This window comes from Runella aurantiaca (assembly GCF_003339505.1).
Lineage (GTDB): Bacteria > Bacteroidota > Bacteroidia > Cytophagales > Spirosomataceae > Runella > Runella aurantiaca.
Genome location: NZ_QPIW01000037.1, coordinates 46,615 through 66,697 on the forward strand (window position 1 = coordinate 46,615; position 20,083 = coordinate 66,697).

Annotated in this window: 13 protein-coding genes; all 13 read right to left on the reverse strand. The window is 42.5% G+C overall.

The annotated features are described in order from the left end of the window. Positions 1 to 12: 12 nt before the first annotated feature. Complete coding sequence (locus DVG78_RS27385) at positions 13 to 759, reverse strand: LytR/AlgR family response regulator transcription factor (RefSeq protein ID WP_114464206.1); 747 nt, start codon at positions 757 to 759, stop codon at positions 13 to 15. Between the two features lie 244 nt (positions 760 to 1,003). Then, positions 1,004 to 2,179 carry a PP2C family protein-serine/threonine phosphatase gene (locus DVG78_RS27390; protein ID WP_114464207.1) on the reverse strand — a complete coding sequence of 392 codons (1,176 nt, stop codon included), beginning with the start codon at positions 2,177 to 2,179 and terminating at the stop codon, positions 1,004 to 1,006. 80 nt (positions 2,180 to 2,259) lie between these two features. Further along, positions 2,260 to 3,156 (reverse strand): sensor histidine kinase, encoded by an 897-nt coding sequence (locus DVG78_RS27395; RefSeq protein ID WP_114464208.1) that lies wholly within the window; start codon positions 3,154 to 3,156, stop codon positions 2,260 to 2,262. 23 nt (positions 3,157 to 3,179) lie between these two features. Continuing rightward, positions 3,180 to 6,902 carry a sensor histidine kinase gene (locus DVG78_RS27400; protein ID WP_158550124.1) on the reverse strand — a complete coding sequence of 1,241 codons (3,723 nt, stop codon included), beginning with the start codon at positions 6,900 to 6,902 and terminating at the stop codon, positions 3,180 to 3,182. A gap of 98 nt (positions 6,903 to 7,000) precedes the next feature. Then, positions 7,001 to 9,889, reverse strand: a complete 2,889-nt coding sequence (locus DVG78_RS27405; RefSeq protein ID WP_114464210.1) for an MFS transporter — start codon at positions 9,887 to 9,889, stop codon at positions 7,001 to 7,003. Positions 9,890 to 9,911: 22 nt separating this feature from the next. After that, positions 9,912 to 10,499, reverse strand: a complete 588-nt coding sequence (locus tag DVG78_RS27410; protein ID WP_114464211.1) for a GNAT family N-acetyltransferase — start codon at positions 10,497 to 10,499, stop codon at positions 9,912 to 9,914. Positions 10,500 to 10,502: 3 nt separating this feature from the next. Further along, on the reverse strand, positions 10,503 to 13,034 hold the full coding sequence (locus DVG78_RS27415) for a TonB-dependent receptor plug domain-containing protein (RefSeq protein WP_158550126.1): 2,532 nt from the start codon (positions 13,032 to 13,034) through the stop codon (positions 10,503 to 10,505). Positions 13,035 to 13,128: 94 nt separating this feature from the next. Continuing rightward, positions 13,129 to 16,320 (reverse strand): nSTAND1 domain-containing NTPase, encoded by a 3,192-nt coding sequence (locus DVG78_RS27420; RefSeq protein WP_114464213.1) that lies wholly within the window; start codon positions 16,318 to 16,320, stop codon positions 13,129 to 13,131. A gap of 35 nt (positions 16,321 to 16,355) precedes the next feature. After that, positions 16,356 to 16,781, reverse strand: coding sequence for an ATP-binding protein (locus DVG78_RS27425; protein ID WP_114464214.1), 426 nt, complete (start codon positions 16,779 to 16,781; stop codon positions 16,356 to 16,358). A 179-nt stretch (positions 16,782 to 16,960) separates the two neighbouring features. Further along, the gene (locus tag DVG78_RS27430) at positions 16,961 to 17,281 is read right to left on the reverse strand and encodes an anti-sigma factor antagonist (protein ID WP_114070625.1); all 321 of its coding nucleotides are present in this window, start codon (positions 17,279 to 17,281) and stop codon (positions 16,961 to 16,963) included. 34 nt (positions 17,282 to 17,315) lie between these two features. Further along, the gene (gene glgX, locus DVG78_RS27435; RefSeq protein ID WP_114464215.1) at positions 17,316 to 19,433 is read right to left on the reverse strand and encodes a glycogen debranching protein GlgX; all 2,118 of its coding nucleotides are present in this window, start codon (positions 19,431 to 19,433) and stop codon (positions 17,316 to 17,318) included. A gap of 2 nt (positions 19,434 to 19,435) precedes the next feature. Continuing rightward, positions 19,436 to 19,774, reverse strand: a complete 339-nt coding sequence (locus tag DVG78_RS27440) for an STAS domain-containing protein (RefSeq protein ID WP_114464216.1) — start codon at positions 19,772 to 19,774, stop codon at positions 19,436 to 19,438. 21 nt (positions 19,775 to 19,795) lie between these two features. After that, a partial coding sequence (locus DVG78_RS27445; RefSeq protein ID WP_199563304.1) for a hypothetical protein occupies positions 19,796 to 20,083 on the reverse strand: 288 nt, incomplete at its 5' end.

Below are 20,083 nucleotides of genomic sequence, written 5' to 3' on the forward strand. Positions count from 1 at the left end.
ATTGAAATGAAATTAAGAAATCTTCTTTAAACGTCCCATGATTTCCTCTCTGGCGGATTTGCTAACGGGGATTTGATGTTTACCAATATAAAGTGAAAGATCACCTATTTGCTCAACGTGGTTCAAGTTAACAATAAAAGAACGGTGTACTCTCAAAAATTCGGATAAATTGCTGAGTGTCTCACTAAATTTACCCAAAGTTTGCAAAATTTGAATCTCTTTGGTTCGGGTAAAAACTTTACAGTAATAATCATTGGCTTCGACCCATTGGATGTCCTGAAAAAACAAACGTTCCATTCCATTTTTTACTTTAACAAAAAGCCGATCCTGAAGAACGTAAGCACTCTCATCTCCTGCAACTACATCAACCAGTTTTTTTGTTTTCTCCGCCGATTGAATGATGGCCAACTCAATAGCATGTTTTAAATCCCGACCCCGATATGGTTTTGAAAGAAAAGCCGCTGGACCAGTGGTTTTTGCTTTTGAAAAGGTGATTTCATCGGAATTACCCGTTAAAAAAATGATAGGGAATTGGTTTTTTTTTGTTAACTGCCTTACAGTTTCAATTCCATCCCATTTTCCAGACAACTGCACATCCATGATTATTAAATCTGGCGAAGTTTCTTGGATGTATTCATAAGCTTCTTCACCATTATCGAATAGACCAATTACTTCGTAGCCCATTTCCTCAAGGCGGTCTTGGAGGTCTGCTCCGATAATTGCGTCATCTTCAACAATAACGATTTGAATTGTATCCATGATTTCCTAAAAGGAAGTGTTGAGTAAAAAAAGTCAAGGTCTTTAGTGTACTAAATAAGGGGCTAATTAAGCCATTTTAGGGTTAAAAAATGTTTTTTTGTGTACGAAAGGGCTAAAAATTATATGCCAATCGTAGGTTTTAATTATACGAAAAGAAAGTAGCCACAAAAACTATACCTAAAAGGCTTAGTTTCTGTGGCTACTTTCTTGGAATTTTATTGGTTTAAGAAAAGAAATGTGTCTCTTAATTGCCGTTGAATTGGATGGTCAAGACTGTAATATCATCAAATTGTGAGTTTTCGCCGATAAAATCTTTCAAGTGCTGGCGAATGGAGTTGTTGATGTCTTGAGGCAACGGAGCATTGACAAATGGCATTAAAACCTCCTCTGCTCTATGGGTTCCGAAGCGATCACCCGCCTTATTATTGGCATCGGTTACGCCGTCGGTGTACATAAAAAGGGTGTCGCCGGGGGTTAATGTGAGTATTTGTTTTTTGTAGTTGTAGTCGGGATCAATACCGAGCGCCATCCCTGTGGTTTTAACGACGGGTTCAACACCCTTGTCTTTTCTCAAAATAAAGGGTGGCTCATGGCCTGCATCTACGTATTCAACCACGCCTGTCTGTAAATCCAAGATACCGACAAAGGCCGTCACAAACATAAAAGAGTCATTGTCTTCCGATAAGAATGCATTGACTTCTTTTACTTCATCGGCGATGTCTTCATAATTTCGGTGTAAAAAATGGGTTTTGAAAATGGCTTTTGTTATGGCCATAAACATACATGCGGGCACCCCTTTGTCTGATACATCGCCGATGATGAAGAAGAGGTGATTCTCATCTATCAAGAAGAAATCGAATAGATCTCCACCTACCGATTTGGCGGGTTCGAGAAAGCCATGCAAATCTAGGTCTTTTCGTTGTGGAAAAGGTGGAAAAATCTTTGGTAGCATGGACTGCTGAATATCACGGGCAATGAGCAAATCATTCTGAATCGAAACCAATTGATCTCGCTCCTTTTCATGCTGTATGACCATTTCGATGTACCCTGCGGTTTTGTCGATGGTAATGTCTAAGTCATCAAAATTGATGGGTTTCGTTATAAAATCAAACGCACCAAGGTTCATGGCCCGGCGAATGTTGTCCATATCGCCGTGGGCGGAAACCATCACGGCTTTAATCCTTGATTTTTTTATTTGGTTGAGGTGCGACAAAAAAGTCAGCCCGTCCATCTCGGGCATGTTAATATCTGAAAGCACAATGTCGATGTCGGAATGTTCAGTCAACGCTTCGAGGGCTTCAACGCCATTATGTACAAAAATGAATTCGTATCTTTTTTCACGAATTTGTTTTCTGAATCGAGTTTGGATGAGCATTTCCATATCTAATTCGTCATCCATACTTAGTATCTTGATTGCCATTGTCTTGGTAATTTGAGGTGAGTTTTTAACGTTTTAACAGATTGGTTAGATCGTAAAGGGTTATAATACACTTAAATATTTCATAATGTTAGGGGAATTTGAAGGGTAAATTCGGTAAAAACACCCGCCTCAGAGTCAACACTCAACGTACCTCGGTGCATCACAGTTACAATGTCTCGGCTCAATGCTAACCCCAATCCTGAGCCTTTGCCGACGGGTTTGGTGGTAAAAAAGGGGGTAAATAATTTTACTTTAATTTCGTTCGGAATACCGATGCCGTTGTCCCTGATTTTTATTTCAACCACATCATTCAGCCGTTTTGAACTGACGATAATTTGTGGGGTGTAGCCCTCAATCTCCTGTTTGAGTTTTTCATTGATGGCGTAACAGGCGTTATTCACCAAATTCAGCACCACCCGACTGATTTCGGTGGCTGATAATTTTACCATTTTTAAGGTGGCATCCAGTTGAAAAACCAACGACACATTAAACGATTTATCTTCTCCCCGCGTACCCTGATAGGCAAGTTTGGTAAACTCCTCCAACAAAAGATTTAAATCGACGGGGTCAAATTGGATGTTTTTATTTTCGGTTCTTGTTTGGGCTAACATACTTTGGATGATGCGGGTGATTCTGCCCCCATTTTCCCCGATTTTTTCGTTTAGACCGTTTAGTTGGTCAAGCAAAAAAAGTAAATCTTCCTCCTCGGCGGTTAGCTGAACATCCTTTCGGTTGTCAAAAATCTCCTTTATTTCTTTAATCAGGTCAATGGAGAGTTTAGAAAAATTGTTTACAAAATTAAGCGGATTTTGAATTTCGTGCAGAATTCCCGCCGTTAATTGACCAATTTCTGCTAATTTATTTAATTGCTTATATCGCTCTTTCAGGGCTTCAATATCATGCTCAGATTGTTGATTTTCTTGGTGTTCTAATTCACCTTTTTTTTCAGACTCAATCGTTTTATTGTCATTTTCCATATATCCTTTTGATTAAAAGAGGCTTAGCTGAGCGCAGGTAATGTGATAATTACTTCGGTAAACTCACCCTCTTTGGAATTGAGTTCTATTTTCCCTTTATGGAGTTCAATGATATCTTTGGTCATAAAAAGACCCAATCCTGTGCCTTTTGAGGTGGGCTTTGTGGTAAAGAAAGGACTGAATATCAGATTTAAGTCGCGTTGTGGTATCCCTTTACCGTTGTCTTTGATTCTTACTTCTACTTCTCCGTTAATTAATTTTGTTGTTAATTTAATTTGAGGTGAAAAACTTTTATTGAGTTTACTTTTTTCAGACAAAGTGTAGAGGGCATTGTCTATAATGTTGGAAAGAACATCCCCAAACTCAGGTGGAAGAATCCGGGTTTTGAGTGATTGATTTTCAAGTTCGATAAGTAAATCGCCGTTAAAATCCTTGTTCTTTTGGGTAAAGTCGTGAAAAATGACTTTGGCCCTGCTTTCGATAAAATGATTTAAATCTGTTTCAAAGAATTCACGAGATTTTTCTTTCAGCAATTTCTGCATGTCTTTGACAATGCGCGTGGTACTGTTTCCATGGTCATAAATTTTTGTAATGCTATTTTTAAGTAATGTCAGCGAATCTTCAAATTCTTCCTGTAAATCCTGGTTGAGACTTGCCTTGTTTTTTTCAAGCAGCTCATTGAGTTCATCAATCAAAATAGTTGAAGATTCAGAAAAATTGTTGATATAGTTTAAAGGATTCAAAATTCGGTCAACAATTCCTTTCGTCAATTGACCCACAGAAGCCAGACGTTCCTGCCTAATCAACTCCTCTTGGGTATTTTTAAGGTTGCTTAGGGTATTTTCTAGGTCTTCCAGAATGCGGGTTTTGATGTAAGCCGCAATCAGGTGTTCCTTTAAGTTTTTAATCATGTTGAAATCTCGCTGGTCAAAGGCGTTGGCGCGGACGGAGTTTTCGAGCGTGATAAAACCTTCAATATGATTATCCACTTTGATAACGATGGCAATCATGGATTTGGGAGTCACCAATGAATCAATGGGGTTATTCAGTTTTTCATAACTTATGTCATTCTTAAAATATATATCTTCGTAGACTTCAATGGCTTCGTAAATATAGCGATTTTCGGCTTCTTCGAGGCTTAACTGAACCGATTCTACCGTCGATAGTTCATTGAATCCATAAAGCGCTTTGAATTGATAGCCGTTGGTTTCATTATTAAAAATCAAGGCGCTTGCACAGTCCATATTACGAATGATTTTCAAACGGTTTAAGACGGTTTGAAACAAATTCGCGAAGTTAATTTCAGTGTTGATGGCCTGAACGATGAAGTCGATTTTTTCGAGTTGGTCATTTTTGGTGGTTAGCTCTTCGGATTGTTGTTCCAACTCAACTTTTTGGGTCACCACCTCCTCGGTACGCTCGCGAATAAGGTTTTCAAGTTCTAGTTTTTCACGGACCAATACCCGCAAACGCCAACGGACGGAGTTGTAAATAAGCGCTCCAAAAAATAAAATATAAGCTGCAATAGCCCACCATTTAAGATACATTGGCGTGGCAATTGAGAATTCCACAATGGCTTCCTCACTTTGCTTCCCGTAAATATTGCGGGCTCTTACCCTAAATTTATAGTTTCCAGGCGGAAGGTTGGTATATTCTTTTTGAGATTGGGTAGTCCATTCTGACCATACCTTATCAAAGTTTTCGAGGTAGTATTGAAAGCTCAATACTTCGTTGACATTAAAACTTGGGGCTGAAAATTCAAATTCTATGTTATTATTATTAGGCTCTAAACTAATTTTCGGCACTGACAAATTATCGGTGATGGCTGCTGTATCGGTAGGATAACCGTTGAAAAGTGCCTGTTCACCTTTGACAGTCACTTTCCGAATCAATGCTGGAAACGACCTTTGGTATTCTTGACTATGGTTTAAATCAAACCGAATCAAACCTTCAGACCCCCCAAACCAAATTACGTTTGATTGGTCTGGATAAATGACGTTAAATGGAATATCTGAAATCGGCAAAAATGCCGTATTGGTAGCCTGATAGGGTTTGTTGGGCTGGCCAGTGGGTAGATAAGAGGTAATCAATTTCTCGTCGCCACGGGTGGTCCATATTTTTCCGTTTCGCTCTTCCAAAATTTTTCCATTCCAATATACAGTTGCTGCGCTATCGGTCTGGAAAAGATTAAAAGGCTCGAATTGGTCTTTTTGGGGCTGAAACTTAAAAATCCCCTTTTGATTATAGGCAATAAGTCCTTTGGAGGTGTTGGTGATTCGATTGTACGACAAGGGCGGCAAACCGTCTTTGGCAGCGTACTTTTTTTCTTCATTGGCTTGAACGTTGATTTTTATGACGCCGTCTGATAGGGTTTCAAGCCAAAGATTCCCTTTTTCGTCTTCGGTTATCCCTACTATTTGCTCATTGGTTTTACCAACAAGTCGGTAGTTTCGTCCACCGCCCGCTAGGTTTAACATCCCTAGCCCATTTTGTTGCCCCACAAAAACGACGGAGGGATTGATTTTAGAAACGTAGACGCACAGCGAATAAAAAGGTGTAAGTTGTTGAGTGCCACGTTCAGTAACTAAAATTAGGCCTCGGTTGGTGGCGGCGAGGAGCCCATTAGGGGCCACGGCTAAGTCAAAACAGCCTGCATTGAGGGCGGCTACTGGCTTGACGTTAAATTTGTCGATGTAAAAAAGACCATTGAGCGTGCCAGCATATAGGCGTCCATTGGCCCGTACAACGGCTTTTACTTCGCCTTTCAGGTTACTAAATTCGTTGAATTTTTCAATGGGAGAGTCTACTTCAATTTGTACAATACCGTTATTAAGCGCTAACCATAATGCCCCGTCGCGGTTGGTAAAGATGGCATTGACGAGCAAGTTTTGCAAGTAGTCATTGTCCTTAAGTTGGTTGATAATTTGGCCATTATTAGAAATAATGACAATGCCAGCATTCAAGGTTCCAATGGCAAATTGGCCATTTCTTAGAACTGTTCCAGAGGTAGTTTGATTGGCAATTAATTGGCTATTGGCTTCACAATCAAAAACTTTGATGGTGTTTTCGGATAATTTGAACAAACCTTGACTGCTCGTAAGCAACAGGAACTCATTGTTTTCTAAAGGAAATACGGCGGTTAGGTCAAAAAGTGTAGGAGTGATGGCGGTTTTAGGGATGGGAACCAAGTTTTGGCCTTCCAAATACTGTGGCCCTCCGTTTTTTAGAAATAAGATAATTTTTTGATTTTCATAAAACGAAGACAGAATGGTGCCCTTTACTCTAAATTCTTTGAGGCCTTTGGAGGTGAGTAAAAAAACGTAATCTTGTGAGATAAAATAGACGCCCGCCTTTGTTTGAAATATATTCAGTATTTGCCCAAAGGAGGTTTTAATGGCTTTGCTTAAACTTTCAAAATAGAGCGTTCCGGTGCTATCGGGTTTTAAATAGCCAAACTCTCCTTTTCCACCCACAAACACCCGCCCGAACTCACTCACACACAGTGCCGAAACTTTGGTGATGTTTTGGGTAGGTATGGTTCTCCACGAAACCCCGTCGTACTCAAGTACTCCTGCAAAATTTCCGAAATACATCAAACCCCGTTTATCCTGCGCAATGGCGAAGTTTTGACCATGGGCGTTGTATTGTTTCGGATTAAACATCCTGCTGAGGGGTATTCCCTTTTCAGTAGCCTGTTTGTTGTATTGTCCCCACGCTCCACCTCCCCACAGTAACAAAAGCCACATGGTTATTCCACGGGCAAAAACAGCTATTTGGTGTAAACTGTTTGGTTGTTGATAGGTTGACAATAAGTTTTTCATTGATTCTTGATATACTGGACGGTTTAGGCTGTTTCCAAAGCAACATCCTCTTTGTAAGCAGTATTTTCGGCAATAAGATTATAAACTAAATAGGGGTCTAAAAGAAAAATAGTGCTGTCTTTCAGGGCATTTACTGAGTGTAGATACACCTTTGGAGGCGGTTCTGGTTCGCGAAACCAATACCCGCCTTCGCTTATACACTGCTTATTGCCATCGGTTTCGAGTAGTTCAATTTCACCGTCATACACAAACAACAACGGCGGGCCTGCCGTACAATACCGATCTATGAGGAGGGTTTCGTAGGAGGTCAATTGAAGTTTTTGTAGTGAAATGGTCATTGGCAAGAGCGAATCGGCGGGCAATTTTTTTAATAAATCGATTGAACGAATGGCGTTGAGTTTATTGATTAATAAATCTTCCTGCTTAAACCCATGTTCTATCTTTTTGCAAAGATCAGTTCGATGGCAATTGGGTAAAAACGCGGCTGTTTCCTTAAATTCTTCAAATGCTGTAGGATATAACTTGTGCAACACATAAAGGGCTGTTTCAACAATCACTTCACTGTTTGAGTGTGCGCTTGAGATTAAGACGTATTGATTTTGGGAGTTCGGAAAATGCAACAAGCTTTGAATTGCGGAGGCTTTTAATTCACTGGAAAGCTGGGCAAAATCCCGGTTAATAATGTCAAGTACACGCTCCTCAGGTGACAAGTGCTGCTGTGGATAATTTTCGCGGCATTTTTGCACTTTATCTTCAATTGTATCATCCTCAAAAATTGGGGTCAATTTTACGCGAAGTTCTTCAGAAAGGGCCATCGAAAAGACTTCTTGTACAAAGCCTTGTGTAGTTTCGTTTTTATTTTCGTGTAAGTCTTTAATTAAGTCAAAATCTTGGTCTATAATCAGGATATTGAGCAGATTAAATAGTTTTGGAGCAGTTTGTTTGGTTTCTTCTTCCAACGAACGGAGTAGAGGGGCTAAATCGGGCATTCTCGCAATATCGGACTGTGCGGCAATCAGCCAAACCACAAAGGCGGCTTTTTCGTCAATTTCAGCGTTGATGTGGGTGCGTTCGAGCACCGTTGCGGTATAACGATTTTGATTGAGCGCTTCAAAAACCCGGTCTCTTATGTGAGGGTCGGGATGGTTCATTTTAGCTCTTAAAAAACGAGTTGAAGATAGACTATCAATTTTTTCAACAATACTGATGATTTCCTTTTGGGTTGCACGGTCGTTTTCTGAGCGGTTAAAAAAACGTTCCAATTCTCCCATGACAGGGTCGCCGATGGATGCTAGAGCAATTTTTGTGGGGAGTTTAAAATAATTAGAGGTAATGTTGCTTAACAAATGCGGCCATAATTCCATTTTTCGTATGTTGCCCGCGGCCAGCAAGGCAGCCCGTTTTACGCGCGGGTTAGGATCCTGCATCAAGGTATCAATGTATTTGAAGGCATAATAGCGTCCTGAGTTTTCAAGAAGGGAGACTGACTCAAGCCTTTCTTCGGGCAATGGAGAGTTTGCCATTTTGGTGACAACATCGAAATCTGTTTTTTTGCCAGTATACTCTACAGGCATAAATGTTTCTGTGGTTTTTTTATCGCTTGTATTTTTACGTTCTGCGGACTCTTTCAACAGGTTTTTCAATACGTTTCGGTAGAGAGTTTGGGTACTGACCGCAACCCATAACCATACAAGAAGGATACCCACAAAAATGTAGGAAAGATAAATGGTGTCGATGAATGTAAAATAGGTCAGGACTAAAAGTAGTACGCCCGCTACAATATTTCCTCCCGCCTTGGGGCCGCCTTCAATCCGGCTTTGTAGTTCAAGCCTTTCTTCAGGATGTATGGGTTGGAAAAGCAATTGGTAGGAAGGGTCACTGATTGATTTTCGAACCGTACTCATTGCAAAACGGCTCATGACGATAAATGCAAAAAACACGTAAGTAGTACCATAAAAGGTACCATAAACTGCGGCAAACGCATAAAAAATGGTAAGGACCAAGGGCAATACAACCAAGCCTAGTTTTAATCCATATTTTTCAATAAAGCGCCCGTACAGTAAGGTTTTGATTAACAGCTCAATAATGGCACAAAGCCCAAAAAATAAGCCCAAAAAGCCAGTTAGTAATTCTTTGTCGGGAAATACTTTTTTGGATTCAACTGCAAAAATAAATTCGACATAAAACAACCCCATTACTGGGAACAACGCCAACATAAATACGGCTGTATAATACGGCGTTTTGAAAAAATAATTGAAGGTTTTTTGTTTCGGTTTTTCTTTTTCGCGCGAAAAAATGGAAAGTTCTGATTCGTATCTTTTAGAAATCGTTACCATCAAAACTAAACAAAAGACCAGGGTGCCAATTGATAAATACAACAATCCGTTGGTATCTGTTAACTGCAATAACAGCGGGACGGATAAATAACTTACGATGGAAGAAATGACGTCGCCTGTGGTAATAAAGCTAACAAGACGCTTGGCTTGTTGTAGATTGAAAATGCGCGAAACAATGGCCCAGAAAGAAATTCCGTTGACAAAAACAAAGACGCGGTTCCAGATAAACAGAAAAAAGTAAATCCACTTATTGCCCGTAATGAAGTGGCCAATGAGCAGTCCCGTAACGGAAATAATCAAGAAAATAATCAAGAACAGGGCGATTTTTGAAAAGTAAACGCGTTCTTGAATTTTAGAAACAATGTATCCCAAAGCATAAACGATGATACCGCTGGCGATGTACGCTTTTGGCAGCATGGTTCGGTCAAAACTATTGAGGAATAAAGACATCGTTGCGGTATAAAAAATAGCAACGGATACCCCCATAAAAAAAGAGTAACGCATGAAAGGATTGACAACCTTTAGGTCGCCTTCTTTCAAGTTCATCAGGTGATATAGCCGCTCTTTTTTTAACATAATCAAGTAAAATATAAATGGACTAAAGGTCTAGCTTCATGAGGAAGAAAGGCCGTTCGGGCATTTCGGGGATGTTTTCAAGTTGAGAAATTAAATTAAAACCTAGTTTTTGCAAATGCACAAGTCGGGACAACTGTGGGAAAGCAATCATTATTTTAGAGCCAGACTTTGCCGCTTCGTTAATGCGCTCATTGTCCAGAATTCTGGCAAAACCCCGACCCCGAAACGCGGGGTCGACCACCAAACGGTTGATGGAAGCAATGGGGCTTTTTTGAAAAAGCGGACGATGTTCGTCGTGCAAAAAATCAGCGTAAGGAACTTCCTCAATGCACTCATGAAAACTTAAACGTGCCGCGGCCACAATGACTTCCTCTTTGGTTATAATCCAATGGTGCGCGTTTTTATCTAAAGAATCTATCCAAACATCCTGTGAAAAAAATGTTGGATTTATTCCATTCTCATTCCGCCAAGCCCTAATTCTGAACCGACCAATTTCTTCCATTCGTTCTGGAAAATAGCCCTCATGTATTTCAAACCCGTCGGGCAAAGACTTAATTTTATTTCTTTCCATTACCAAAAAGTCAAAAAAATCGGGTAAAGTGTTCATCATGAATTATTTTATTTCAAACAATATACCCATTGAAATATTTCGTTTTTCTTGCGGAAAGCGCGACGCTCCCACAATATTATCGGCTTCTCTGATGCCAGGGACAAAATATTCTTTGTTTAATAGATTATAACTTGTTATCTGTAACGATACACCTTTGATGACATCGTGGTAAGTCAGAGCACCATCCATGATGAAATAAGGGGCAAACAGTTGGATGGGGTTTCGGCTGCCAGAAGTTCCAGCTCCCGTTTTACGGGCACCCACATAGTGAGAGGTGATGTTTAGCCTCAGACTTTTTGTGAATTGATAATTTGCCCCAATATTGAATGAAAAATCTGCAATATCACTGATACGCAAATTTGACGTTAAGTCGAGTGGATTTGTATATGTAAAATTGCTCCACACGTTGAGTTTTTCCCAGAGATAGTTTACTTCGGCCTGAAGCCCCCAAATCCGCTGACGACCAATACCCTGAAATTGATTGGTTTTGGTGCCGTTTTCTAATACGACCGAGGCCAAACCCACCGCATTACTGTAGTTGGCGCGGTAGGCGGCAACCGTAATATTAAGGTCTTTGATGGGTTTGTAATAAAGGCTGAATTCCATGTTTCTCACTTTTTCTGGTTGAAGCGTAGGGTTATTCAACCGCCGTTCGGCGGTTGTGCCGTATTTTTGAAGGTATGAAGCATCCTTAAAGGCTTCCGCATAAATAGCCTTTAGGATAAAGCTCCCCTTGCTATAAATGGCTGATAATCTAGGGTTTGCTACCATGCCGTATCCGCCATTATCTCTTACACGGTTGTTGTCAACCCGTAAACCACCTACCAAACTGAGCGATTCGGAATAACGATACGTGGCTTGGGCGTAGATGCCTATATCAAAAACCCGGAAGTTGTTACCACCCCGTAGGGTATCGGCAGGAAAACCCTGTTCTTCGGGATTACCAGTACCAGAGGTAACGTAATTGCCCTGAATTATACTGTTTCTGTACTCTACACCACCGTTGACGTCGAGGTTGAGCAAAGGACTCCAGAGCGCCCGAAATTCGTTGCGAAACTGGTTTGAAACGCGGTAATTATAAGTGGTGGAGAAGGTAGGGGCCGTGCCTGCGGCTAAGTCGGCGATACCCAGACGGGCGTTATAATAACCGCGATAAGAGGGCAAATTGGTTCCTCCATCTATTTCGTGCAGGCGGTAGGATGAAAGGTTAATAATCTGGAATTTATCATTTATAACCTTATTGTACGTAACGGCAAAACTTCGGTAATAGGTTATCCACCGGCCTAGGTCGGCGGTATTGATTCGGGATAAATTGGTATACCACGGCACGGCTCCTTCGTCGGTTTTCCAGTTGGTGATGGCAATGGTTAATTCTTTAAACTCAATTTTGGTTTTCATGTACCAGTTCTTAGAATAATCGTTGAACTGAACGGGTTTATCCAAGGCATTCCCGTTAAAAAGTCGATTGTCAAGCTCGGCGGCTTTTTCGGCGCCCTTCGGGGTTAGCCGAAGCGCACTAGGTACACCGTTGGTAAATTCAACATTGAACAAATCAGAGTTTGGAAATTTGGTCAGCAGTTGGGTATTGTTGATGTAATTGAGGGCATCGGTACCCGTTCTGTCTAGTCGTGTGCCATAGGCGGCGGGGTTGCGGGCGTCGTAATTCCATTCCGGGTATTTCGACAAATTCATTTCGTTGGACTCAAAAAACCTACCCGTGACAGAAATGGCCACGTCTTTGGTTTTGACCGCTATGGTTCCGTCGGCATACCGGGTTTTCCAAGTTCCTGACTTTATTTGGCCATTAAACCGCACTTTGTTGTTCCCGTCGATAATCTCACGGTATTTTTTGGTAATGATATTTATCACCCCCATGAAAGCGTTGTTGCCGTACAAAGTCGAAGCTGGCCCGTACACTACCTCCACCCGGTCTATGTCGGAAAGCGTATATTGTCGCGAAATGGGAATATTATCTGAGGCCAAATCGTTTTCTTCTACTCCGTCAATAAGCATCAACATACGGTCGTTGGAGGTAGACCGGTAGCCCCGCGTGTAGAAATTTGAATAGCCAGGACCGTTGCCTTTTGCAATGTCGAATCCTGACAAATCGTGCAGGAGTTGTTCTAAGTTTTGATAGCCCCGTCTGACAAAATCTTTCTCCGTTATAACGATTACAGTTGCGGGTACTTTCAATACGTTTTCAGCCCTTTTTGATACGGAGGTTATTTGTACAATGCGCTCCTGCGAATCTTTGATACGCTGAAACATATCTTTGAATTGTGGTGATGAGGCAAAATCTGGGTCAAAATTGGGGTTGATAGCCAACAAACTCTGAATGGATTCGGCCGCTCTGGAGCTTGAATCCATTGCCAAATGCGCCATGGCCAGTATCTTATAGGCTTGAACTTTGGCCGTAGGCGAAAAATCGGTTTTCAGGCAGGGCAGAAGGATTTGGAAGACTTCGTCAAAGTTGCCCGTGGTGTACTTTTTCTCGGCCTCGGGAATGCTCACCGTTTCATCACAAATTTGTCCCATTGAGCACGTAGCCTGTAAGCATGCCCCAACCAAAATTCCCCATTTTATCAGTTGTATAATTTTTATCATTGTACAGGTCATTTTCAAAGTAACGTCACTTTAAGGCAGTTTGCACTTTTGTGAATTCGACATCTTTTCCTACATATTTATTCCATTCGTCGACGGTCAAATCCCGGGTTATTTTTTTGCTTACTTTAGTATAAAGGTCATCGATGCCAATATCCCAGAGTCGTACCGTACGGTCAGCGCCATAAGAGATTAGTTTTTTACTGTCTTTTGTAAACCGCACGCCCGTTACCCATGTGTTGAAATCATTGATGACAATGGGCTGTTGCTGGCGTGTAATATCTTCGTAATTAAAAAGGTGAACCGACCAATCAAAACTGCTCGTTGCTACCAAATGACCATCTGGAGAAAAGACAATATCACTGACGGTCGAATTGTGCTTGCCCAGTACCGTCCCCGCCGAAAATTCAACGATTTTGTCATTTTCATAGTCCCATACCGTTAAAACACCAGCAGAGTTACCAGTCAATATTTTCCTTCCGTTGGGGCTGAATGCCAGCGCCGTTACCCGTGCGCCCATTCCGTAAAAAGAAAAGACGTTGGGTGCTTTTTTCAAATCATTTAGTTCAAAAACAACGACTTTTTCTTTGGAGCCGCACACTATTTTTTGGCCATCTGGGCTAAGTTTTGCGCAAAAAATATCTATCCCTGAACGAATACTAGCCACGGAGTCAATGCCGTTGCCCGTTAGATTCCAGGTCCGAATATTTCCATCGTTGCTCACCGAAACCATTTTATTGTTTTCGGCTAACAATAGGGAATGAATTGGACTGCGGTGCCCCTTCATTACAAACGGTGTTGGGGTAGGGGAGTCTATGTTCCAACTGAATAAGGTGCCCAAAGCTCCACCAGCAATTAGCTTTTTCTCGTTTTTATCTAAAATAACGGCCCTAAATCCCTCGTTTGACTTATTTCCGCGACTGAAAGAACGGGTGGGCTGTATCGGGCTGAGGCCATAGTCCCAGAGTTTAATGGTGGCGTCATCGCTACCAGAAGCAAAGATATTATCGCCTGATTTAACACCTACAGCTACTGAGCGCACCACATCGGTGTGCCGTCTTAGTATAACTTTTGCGGTTGTTCCAGCAGCTTTGGCCAGGGCATTAAAAATGTCAGGATTACTTTTTTCGCCTTGGCTCTTCAGGTTGAGGTTATAGGCGTGCAAGGCCAACAATGCTGGCAATTCATCCTGCGAATTTTCGGGCATCTGAAACGACTGAATGGCAATTGCCCGGGCAATTGCTTTTACTTTTTGTCGTTCGGCATCTCGCTTGGCGTTTTCGGCGATGGTTCTTTGTCGTTCGGCTTCGCGGCTTGCTTTTTCGGCCTCGTCTTTGCGTTTTTCGGCCTCACTTTTGGCGGTTACGGCAATTGTCTTTTGGTTTTCGGCGTCGCGCCGGGCTATTTCTGCTTTGTTTTTTTGTTCAGTTGCCGCCTTTTGGGCCATGATTGCTTCCTGCCGCTGAATCTCCGCTTTTCGTTGTTCCGTTACCGCAATCTTTTTTTGTTCTTCGGTCAGTTGTTTTTGAGCTTCGGCAATTTCTTCTTGTTGTTGGGCAATCCTTTTTTGGGAAATCGCTTCTCGTTTCTGGACTTCTGCTTTCTTTTGTTCCGACAATGCCAGCTGCTCTTTTTCTAACGATTCCTTTTCACTTTGTTGGGCTTGCGTTCGGAGAATGATGGATACCACCAAAAACATGAGTGACAACAACGACCCAATGCCCAAAGCAATGGCAAATTGGCGGGTTCGTTTTACCTCTTTTTTGTGGCGACTTTCTTTATTTTGTACCTCAAATTCATACTGGCTTCGGCTGTATTCAAGGTAATTGATGGCTCTTTCAAAATAGGGGTCGTAGCGGAGCGCCCATTCTTTGTTGGGACGGTTTTCTTTCAACCACCTCAACCCGATTTGTAATTCGGGATTTACCCATAAACCTGTTTTTCCCTGTTGGTATAAATCGGCCGAGAAACTTAGGTTTTTGTATAGTTTTGCTGATTCCGACTCCTCATCGACCCATGTTTTGAGGCGTTTCCAGAGGTACGTGAGGCGTTCGTGGGTGAGGTCCACCACCGATGCATCAGACAGCGGTGTGGAGTAGGAGGGCGAAAGAAAAGAAGTCCCCAACTCGCGCAGGCGGTCAATGACATCCAAAAGTAAAAATTCATTTACACCAGTTACTTTTTTGATGGTTGATACCGTGGTCGGGCTAACCACTCCGACATCTCCCGAACCGACAACTATCAGGGATTTGAAAAGTTTTTCGGTTACTTGTTTGCGTTTAGCATCAAAAACATCCTGATAAATTTCTTCAGCGTGGAGTGAAAGCGCATCAGACATGGTTCCGATGGCCTCATAGTCTTGTTCATCAATCGGCTGCTGCGGTGATTTGTGGACTTGCCAATAGTCCCACGTTCGCATGAGCGAATGTTGAAGTACGGGAAGTTGGTCGGTTTTACTGCCAATGTCGCCCAAGAGACGGTCTACTAAAGTGGGTGAAATATCTACACCAACAGTTTCGAGTGGCCCGTTGATGGCCTGAATGATTTCGGCGTGATTCATCTTGGGCAATAGATAATACCCACGGTTGATGGCCTCGGTCAGGCCGTTGTAGTTGGTACAATAATCTAAGTAGTCAGAGCGCATCGTGAGCGCCACGTGGATTGGCAGGGTGCGTTGCTGAATGAGTCGGATTAAAAATTCAATAAAAAGAATGGTTTCATCACGGTCTGTGGTGATTTGCGCTTCTTTTTGGCGGTAGCGAAATACTTCTTCAAATTGGTCAATGACCAACAAGATATTTTTGTCACCGAAAAGCTGAAAAACTTTGGTTAAACCGTCAGAATCATTGAAAATGAACGACTCTAGGTGGTTAATGATTTCTGGGGAAGAACTACCGATGTTATATTTTGAAAAGTAATCGGTAAGAATACTTATTAGGTTTTTTATAGGGTTAGCCCCCGGTTTTAGTATGAGAATATGCCAGCCATTTTCATTCGTGTTTTCCAATCGGTTTTTTTCCAATGACGGAATCAAGCCGGCTTTAATTAACGAAGATTTTCCACTTCCAGACGAACCGATAATGGCCAAAAAACGCGAGCTACTTAACTTTTCTCTCAGTTTTTTGACGTGCGTTTCTCTTCCAAAAAAAAGATTTGCGTCTTTGGAGTCAAAACTTCTCAGTCCAGGGTAGGGGTTCGCATAAGTTCTGTTGGGTGCCATATTAAAAAAAAACAGTCAAGGGTTGCCCCTTTGGGCTAAGGACTTTTGATATCCACTACGAAAATATTTCGATTTCGGTTATTCTTGTACTCATAAGAAAAATCACTTACACCGGTAATGGTAAGGTAAATTCCTAGTCCACCAATGGGCCTTTCTTCCAGTGGTAGATTGAAATCTTCCTCGTCGGGGAGTTCGCGTGTGGTAGGGTCAAAGGGGGTAGCATCATCCTCAAAAATGACTTTAAATTGAGTAGGCGTAGCTTCGCTAAAGACGTCAATATTTCCCTCTAATCCAGTATTTTGATAACCATACAAGATGATGTTTGTCGCAATTTCATCGACCGCTACCAGTAAATTATAGGTTGCTTTTTTGTCTACTCCCGCCTCTTGGGATTTTTCTTTGACGTACTGCCGAATGGCATCAAGCGAGTCAATGGTTGCCGGAAAGGTTTTCAGTTCCATTTGTTAATTGACAAAGTACGAACGATGATTGAGTTGATTCTCTATACGAAGCCTAAATGTTGTTGGTTGCTTTTACCATTAAAATAGATTTAAGTAGCTGATAAATGAGGTATTAACACCAATTTTCAACTACTTAAGTCTATTTTATGTATCCAAAAACATTTACGTGTCGTGTTGACCTAAACAGGGTATTGATCAACAATATTGACGCTGTGTTGAAGCCCCGTTTTTTCGAGCGTATCGACGATGATTTCCTGCGGTTTTACAATGTAAATCGTAAGCCCAACGCCCATTTTTTGCTTTGAAAAAATCAAAACACGCAACCCTGCCGATGACATAAACGACAGATTTTCTAAATCCAGAACGAGTTCGGTAGGCGATTCAAGCGCTACTTTTTCGATTTCTTTTTGAAAAACCCGGGCTGATAATGAATCCAGCTCACCCGTCAGTTTGAGTTTGGCAACCTTATCGACTACTTCTGAGGTTATTGTAAAATCCATGTTATTGAGTGTTTTTGGTTGAGATTAATCAATTTTATTTTGCGACCAGAATAATGACTGAACGTCCGCCTACAAAAAAGCCTGCTTGATTTTCGAGCAATGGTTCCTCTCCAATTTGGTGGATGTCTTCCGAGTTGGCCATGTCAGTGTTGGCAAAGACGTGCCATTTCAGCCCAGGTTCCAGCGTCGGAAGTTCAAAATGCAGTGGTTCCCAGTACATATTCAGGGCTACGTAGATGGTTTCGTCGCGGATGGTTCCTCCTTTGGCGTGGCTACCGCAGAGCATAAAAGCCAAGGTGCGGCTTTCTGCCGACCAATCTGGCCGCCATGCTAGCGTGCCGTGGAAGCTAATATCGGGCAGACCGCTACCTACGTAGTCATAATGCCGGAAGTGGGTTGGGCTTCTCAGTACGGGGTGTGCCCGGCGGAAACGTAGAATCTGTTGGGCATAATGAAACAAATCGGCGTTTTTATTGACCAATGACCAATTGAGCCAGTTCCATTCCACATCTTGGCAATATGTGTTGTTGTTGCCGAGTTGGGTATGTCCCATTTCGTCGCCCATCAAAATCATCGGAATCCCCTGACTGACCATTAAAATTGTCAAGGCATTTTTGATTTGTTTATGGCGCAGAAAATTAATGGCTTGGTCGTCGGTTTCACCTTCCCAACCACTGTTCCACGAATTGTTGTCGTTGGCACCGTCATTGTTGTCTTCGCCGTTGGCCTCGTTATGTTTTTCGTTATAGGCAAACATATCGTGCAGCGTAAACCCATCGTGACAGGCCACGAAATTGATGCTCGCGGTTGGCCCTCGTGAGGGGTACAAATCGGGAGAACCTTGAAGCCGTTGGGCCATTTCTCCCACCAGACCCGTATCTCCTTTCAGAAAACGGCGCACCGTATCGCGGTATTTTCCGTTCCATTCGGCCCAGCGGCCGTAGGCAGGAAACGAGCCAACTTGGTACAAACCGCCAGCGTCCCAAGCTTCGGCAATCAGTTTACACTTGGCCAAAATGGGGTCGTACGCCAGTGATTCCAACAGCGGTGGGTTACTCAACGGACTACCGTCTTGGGCACGGCCCAAAATGGCGGCCAAGTCGAAGCGGAAACCGTCGATGTGGTAATCTGACGCCCAATAACGAAGGCAGTCAAGCACCATGTTTCGAACCACGGGGTGATTACAATTCAGGGTGTTGCCCGTTCCAGAGAAGTTGAAATAATACCCCTCAGGCGTGAGCATGTAGTAGGTTTTATTGTCAATTCCTCTAAACGAAATGGTATGCCCACGGTGGTCTCCTTCGGCGGTGTGGTTAAACACCACGTCCAGAAACACCTCGATTCCATTTTTGTGCAGTTCCTTGATGAGGGTTTTCAATTCATCCACCTGCATTCCAAACTTACCCGTGGCGGCGTAGCCTGCTTTTGGCGAAAAGAAGTTTACGGTACTGTATCCCCAATAGTTGACCAACAATTCTCCCGTTTTGGGGTTGGTGCGGCTATTTTCCCATTCGTCAAATTCATAAATGGGCATGAGTTCGATACAGTTGATACCCAGCGATTTGAGATACGGTATTTTGCTGCGTATCCCCGCGAAGGTACCCGCGTTTTTGGTTTCTGACGAGGGGTGACTCGTAAAACCCCGCACGTGCATTTCGTAGATGGATAAATCTTCGATGGGCGTTTCGAGTGGGTGGTCGTTTTCCCAGTCAAAATCTTCAAAGGCCAACCGTGAACGATAGGGGTACACATCATCCCAGTTGGGTTGGGCACGCCACGTATCACGGCCTCCTAAGACTTTGGCGTAAGGGTCGCTCAAGATGACATTTTTGTCAAACCGATGACCTTCTTCGGGTTTAAAAGGCCCGTCCATGCGATAGCCATATTCAAGTCGTTCAAAATCAAGGTCGAAAACCGTCATGCAATACACATCCCCAATCCTGAATTCGTCGGGAAACGGGATTTCTGCGTACGGCTGGGCTTCGCCCCGTTCAAAAAGAACCAAAGTACATGAAATAGCAGCACTTGAATAGACGCTGAAATTGACCCCGTTTGGCACCATGGTTGCTCCAAACGGCAGCGTATGCCCCCGTCGGAATTTTATACCCTCGTGTTCGTGGGTTGGGTAGTAATCAATACGAATATCTGCCATAGTTAGCCCTTTTTTAGTGTTTCTACCGCTTCTTCTAATGTGTTTACAATGATGAAGAAGTTGATAAAACCAGTGTTCGACATTACGTCCTGAATATCTTCGGATACTCCCACGAGTACCACTTTTCCGCTTTGCGATTTTATTTGCCGATAAATCATCAATAAAACCCGTAAACCAGCGCTGGAAAGAAATTCCACTTTGCTCAGGTCAATAATGACTTGCCCTTGTCCTTTGATGGCCGAAATGGCGGCTTTTTCAAATTCAGGGGCGGTTTTGCTATCTATGTTGCCTTCCACCTCAATGACAGCAATGCTCTCTATTATATTCTCGGCTACTTTCATGTCGATAGTGTATTGTCTAATTTAAATAACTGGACTTATAAGCACTTTCACCCGAACCCTTTCGTCGGTTTTAGGGAGTGTGACAAATAACTCGTTGGCGTCAAAATTGGGGTACGGCTCATCATTGATGTAGCACGCGCTGATGTACACACTTCCTTTGGGGAGAATATCAGGCGATACAAACAACTTATTGTTTTTGAAACCGTTTGGATACGGCTTGAAGTAGAAATAAGTTGGCTGTTTGGTGATGAGCAAGTTGGTATACACCGCCGACAAGAAGCACAACTCGGTGCTGTGGTAGGCACTCAT